Source organism: Terrabacter koreensis, from assembly GCF_054783315.1.
Genome location: NZ_BAAGQU010000020.1, coordinates 1 through 1,088 on the forward strand (window position 1 = coordinate 1; position 1,088 = coordinate 1,088).

General features: G+C 55.4%; 1 rRNA gene. It reads left to right on the forward strand.

Annotated features, from left to right (window positions below):
• A 23S ribosomal RNA gene (locus ACYVNR_RS21690) occupies positions 1-1,088 on the forward strand; the annotation flags it as partial.

Genomic DNA, 1,088 nt, shown 5'->3' on the forward strand with positions numbered 1-1,088 from the left:
CAAGTCGCAAGACGATGTATACGGACTGACGCCTGCCCGGTGCTGGAACGTTAAGGGGACCGGTTAGCCGCAAGGCGAAGCTGAGAACTTAAGCGCCAGTAAACGGCGGTGGTAACTATAACCATCCTAAGGTAGCGAAATTCCTTGTCGGGTAAGTTCCGACCTGCACGAATGGCGTAACGACTTCTCCACTGTCTCAACCACGAACTCGGCGAAATTGCACTACGAGTAAAGATGCTCGTTACGCGCAGCAGGACGGAAAGACCCCGGGACCTTTACTACAGCTTGGTATTGGTGTTCGGTACGGCTTGTGTAGGATAGGTGGGAGACTGTGAAGCCGTCACGTCAGTGATGGTGGAGTCAACGTTGAAATACCACTCTGGTCGTTCTGGATATCTAACCTCGGTCCGTGATCCGGATCAGGGACAGTGCCTGGTGGGTAGTTTAACTGGGGCGGTTGCCTCCTAAAAGGTAACGGAGGCGCCCAAAGGTTCCCTCAGCCTGGTTGGCAATCAGGTTTTGAGTGTAAGTGCACAAGGGAGCTTGACTGTGAGACAGACATGTCGAGCAGGGACGAAAGTCGGGACTAGTGATCCGGCGGTGGCTTGTGGAAGCGCCGTCGCTCAACGGATAAAAGGTACCCCGGGGATAACAGGCTGATCTTGCCCAAGAGTCCATATCGACGGCATGGTTTGGCACCTCGATGTCGGCTCGTCGCATCCTGGGGCTGGAGTAGGTCCCAAGGGTTGGGCTGTTCGCCCATTAAAGCGGTACGCGAGCTGGGTTTAGAACGTCGTGAGACAGTTCGGTCCCTATCCGCTGTGCGCGTAGGAAACTTGAGAAAGGCTGTCCCTAGTACGAGAGGACCGGGATGGACGAACCTCTGGTGTGTCAGTTGTCCTGCCAAGGGCACCGCTGATTAGCTACGTTCGGAAGTGATAACCGCTGAAAGCATCTAAGCGGGAAGCACGTTTCAAGATGAGGTTTCCAGGCCCGCGAGGGCGAGAGGCTCCCAGCTAGACGACTGGGTTGATAGGCCGGATGTGGAAGCACAGCAATGTGTGGAGCTGACCGGTACTAATAAGCCG